Annotated in this window: 5 protein-coding genes; all 5 read right to left on the bottom strand. The window is 71.9% G+C overall.

The features are described from left to right. The coding region (locus tag GA0115259_RS34785; protein ID WP_141716817.1) for a helix-turn-helix domain-containing protein at positions 1-368 on the bottom strand (368 nt) is incomplete at its 3' end. A gap of 76 nt (positions 369-444) precedes the next feature. After that, positions 445-1,290 carry a class I SAM-dependent methyltransferase gene (locus tag GA0115259_RS34780; RefSeq protein WP_093604290.1) on the bottom strand — a complete coding sequence of 282 codons (846 nt, stop codon included), beginning with the start codon at positions 1,288-1,290 and terminating at the stop codon, positions 445-447. Further along, a complete protein-coding gene (locus GA0115259_RS34775; RefSeq protein WP_093604288.1) occupies positions 1,287-2,801 on the bottom strand; it encodes a 4-hydroxyphenylacetate 3-hydroxylase family protein in 1,515 nt (504 codons plus the stop codon). The genes GA0115259_RS34780 and GA0115259_RS34775 overlap by 4 nt, the downstream gene beginning before the upstream one ends. Continuing rightward, on the bottom strand, positions 2,798-3,334 hold the full coding sequence (locus GA0115259_RS34770) for a flavin reductase family protein (RefSeq protein ID WP_161230550.1): 537 nt from the start codon (positions 3,332-3,334) through the stop codon (positions 2,798-2,800). The genes GA0115259_RS34775 and GA0115259_RS34770 overlap by 4 nt, the downstream gene beginning before the upstream one ends. Beyond that, positions 3,331-3,817, bottom strand: a 487-nt coding sequence (locus tag GA0115259_RS34765) for an asparagine synthase-related protein (protein WP_141716815.1), incomplete at its 5' end; no start/stop codon positions are given. The genes GA0115259_RS34770 and GA0115259_RS34765, both read right to left, overlap by 4 nt.

Genomic DNA, 3,817 nt, shown 5'->3' with positions numbered 1-3,817 from the left:
CTGGCCGTCCAGGAGTCCAGTACCGGCTGGACGGCGGCGGCAAGGCCACCGCTGCCGCCGTCCTCCTCCGCCGAGAGCGCGGGATCGTGATAGCCGGCCAGCCGCATCGCGTGCCGCTGCCCGGCCGCGTCGAGCCGCAGCGCCCGGGTGACCGCGCCGAGCACCTGCCGGGAAGCGGTCACCCGGCCCTGCTCCAGCCAGGTGTACCAGGCCAGTCCCACGCCCGAGAGCGAGGCCACCTCCTCCCGGCGCAGCCCTGGCGTGCGCCGGCGGGCGGTGGCCACCAGCCCGACATCGGCGGGCTTGAGCAGCTCTCGGTGGGCTCGGAGGAACGCGCCGAGTTTCGCGCTGGGGAGGGGAGTTGACATCGTGGCTCCTCGGCCGGACGGGACTGCGTATCGGCGGGACCGCTGAAGTGCCCGCCCGCTCAGCGTAGTCGGACGCTCACCGGTGCGGAGTGAGCCGCCAGAGCCGTACGGGCATCTCGCTGACCCGGCCCCGCTCGCGCTGGCGCCGCCAGGCGCTCTCGCCGACCGCGGTGAAGAAGGCGGCGCGCCGGTCCGGTTCGAGGAGCCGGGCGTAGTAGTCGCCGAAGGTCGCCGCGTGGAAGTGCTCGTACTGGCTCTCGCTCTCGACGGTGACCACCGCGTCGCGCTCCAGATAGGAGTCGACATGGAAGAACCGCTCCAGCAGCGCGCCCAGTTCCTCGCCCGTACGCGTCCTGGTCGCGATGGGCAGGACGCCGCCGTCGGAGAAGAGCGCAGGCACCGCGCTCCGTTCGGCGCCGAGGGCGACGAGCGCGTCCCGGACGAGATCGTCCTCGCCGCCCAGGCCGTGCGCGTCCCGCTCCGGATGGTAGGTCGTCAGCAGGAAGACGCCGTCCGGCGCGAGTCGACGGCTGATCCAGTCGAGCGTCCGCTCCTCATCCGGATAGAGCCAGTGCAGCACCGACGTCATGGTCACCACGTCCGCGCGGTCCGGCAGTTCGGGCGGCGCCGTCAGATCGGCCTGGTGCAGCCGGACGCGGTCGCCATGGGCGCTCAGCCGCTCCGTGGCCTCCGCGATACGGTGCTCGGAGCGCTCCAGACCGACGGCCAGCCGCAGGGACGGATACCGATCGAGTGCCTCGTGCAGCAACTGGCCGATGCCGCTGCCGAGATCGAGCAGCACCTCGGGCTCGCCGGTCACCCGGTCGAGCACCCAGTCGCGGTCATGGATCTGCCGCAGCGCGCTGGCGTGCGCGTAACCGGCGAGTGTACGGGCCTGGATCTCGGTGGCGGACGCGGTCACGGACTGACCTCCTGAGGTGCGGCGGGCTGGGCCGGTACGTCGATGAGCCGTTCGAGCCGTTCCCGGACGGCGCTCTGGTCGTACCGCTTGTAGAGATTGATGCGGTTGCGCGCCAGATCGCCGCGGTGGACGTATTCGTACAGATGCTGGCGCTGTCCGAAGGCGTCGCCGGTGAGCTCCCAGGCGAGCCGGAACAGCCGGGACTTGCGCTCCGCGTCGATGCCGCGTCCGCGCATGTACCGGTCGAGAAGCGGGCGCAGCCGGGGATGCGCGAGATCGTTCTCGGTGGGCTGCATCAGCAGTCCCGAGGCGCCGATCCCGCGCACGATGGCGACTGCGCTCTCGGCGACCTCCGCGGACCAGACACGGCTGGCGGCGGTGTCGCCCGGAGCCAGCAGACCGCTGTCGGTGACGGTGGCCCTGGCCTCGGCGGCGTCCAGGAAGAGCTCGGTCAGTTCGGCGTAGCCGGCCAGCCGCCCGAGGTCCTCCTGGATATTGCGGAAGCCGTCCACACCGATGCTCTCGGCGACGAGAGTGGCTGTGGCCAGCAGCGTACGCAGCCGCTCCCGGTAGCGGACATGGCCGATATAGGCGCTCCAGGCGTTGATCCGGCCCAGTCCGCGCCGGGCCAGCTCACCGTCGCGCAGCAGGAACACCCGGTCCCAGGGCACGGTTACGTCGTCGAAGAACAGCATGGCGTCCTGCTCGTCGAAGCGCGCGCCCAGCGGATGGGCATGGCCCCAAGGGCTGCTGCCGAGCGGCTCGCGGCACAGCGTCACCAGACCGGGAGTGTTGAGCGGCAGCGCGAACCAGACCACGAACTGCTCACCGCGGCGCTGGGTGAAGGACGCCGAGAGATAGACGAGCACCTCATGGGCGAGCGGCGCGAGCGTGGTGAGCTGCTTGGCGCCGCGCACGACGATGCCCTGGTCGTTCTCCTCCAGCACCCGCAGGGCGAGATCGGGATCGTCCACCGGATCGGTGGAGCGGTCGATCTGCGGATCGCCGAGTGCATGCGAGAGCACCAGGTCATTGGCCGCGCAATGGCGGTACCACGCCTCGGCGTTGGCGCCGAAGCCCGGACGCGCGTTCTCCAGCTCATGGCGGAAGTCGTGCACACCGACCGCGATGGATGCCATGAAGGCGGGCGAACGGCCGTGCTGGCCGAGGGACTCGGCGTGCCAGAACTCGGCGCTGCGCCGCTGTACGCGCAACTCCTCCAGTGTGCGCGGCGGCTGGTAGCCACGGGCGAGCCGCGCTCCGGTGTCCGGGTCCTTCCAGGTGAGCAGTTCGTGATGGGCGGGATCGTGCTGGAGGTCGAGCAGCCGGGCCAGTTCGTCAACGGCGGGCTTGAAGGCGGGATGCGCGGCGGTGTCGGTGACGCGCGCGCCGTCCAGATACAGTTCGCGGCCGTCGTTCAGCTCGGCCCGGTAGCGGTCGCCGGTGAGCAGGCCTTTCCCCGGCCCTTTTGCCGGCCCTTTCGCCGGCGCCGAGGTGTCCAGTCGGGTCATGCGCGCGCTCCTGTCGACGTCATCGGTTGGTGGTGGAGAGTGCGGTACCGGCCGTCGTGGTAGAGCAGCGGCTCGCCCTGACCGATGTCCGCGGCGATCACCCGGCCGACGAGAACGGCGTGGTCACCGCCCGGCAGGACGCTGTGCAGCCGACAGTCGAACCAGGCGAGGCTGTCCTCCAGGACGGGCGCTCCGGTGTCCTCGCGCATCGGTGCATGGGTGAAGAAGCCGAGGGCGTGACCGGCTCCGGGAGAGGCGAACCGCCGGGCCAGCGGCTCCTGGGCCGTGCCCAGCACGGACACGGCGTACCGGGCGCTGGCGCGTACCGCCGCGGCCAGCGGACTGCGGGCGTCGACCGCCACACTGATCAGCAGCGGCTCCAGGGAGAGCGTGCACAGCGACGAGACCGTCTTGGCGAAGACGTCCTCGCCCGAGCGCGCGGTGAGCACGGCGACACCGGTGGTCCAGCGCCGCGCGGCGCCTCGGTACGCCTCCGCCTCGGCGCTGCGGACGGGCCGGCGGTCGGGGCTCACCGCAGCCTCACCCGGTACGCGCGCAGCCACTCGTCGACCTGGACGAGATGGTCGAGTCCGCCGACCGGATTGGGCGCGGTGCGCGGGCTGGGCAGCGCGCGGCCCTCGGCGAGCGCGCGGCGTACGGTCTCCCGGTCGACCAGGTCGAAGACCGGCGCCTGGCTGTCGGCGAGCAGCTCGTGCGCGCGGGCGGTGAGCACCTCCGTGTAGCGCACCGCGGGCGTGGAGGGATAGCCGCTCTTGGGCCGGTCGGCGACCTGCGGCGGCAGTAGATCGCGTACGGCGTCGCGCAGCAGGCCCTTGGACCGGCCGCCGGGCGTCTTCACCGCCCAGGGCACGTTCGCCACGTACTCCACCAGCCGGTGGTCGCAGAACGGCACCCGGACCTCCAGACCGACGGACATGCTGACCCGGTCCACCCGCTCCAGGAGCGGTGGCAGCCAGCGGGTGAGCGCGAGATGGAAGATCTCGCGGATACGGCGG

This window comes from Streptomyces sp. MnatMP-M17 (assembly GCF_900091995.1).
Classification (GTDB): Bacteria; Actinomycetota; Actinomycetes; order Streptomycetales; family Streptomycetaceae; genus Streptomyces.
This window is presented reverse-complemented; position numbering and strand designations above follow the sequence as displayed.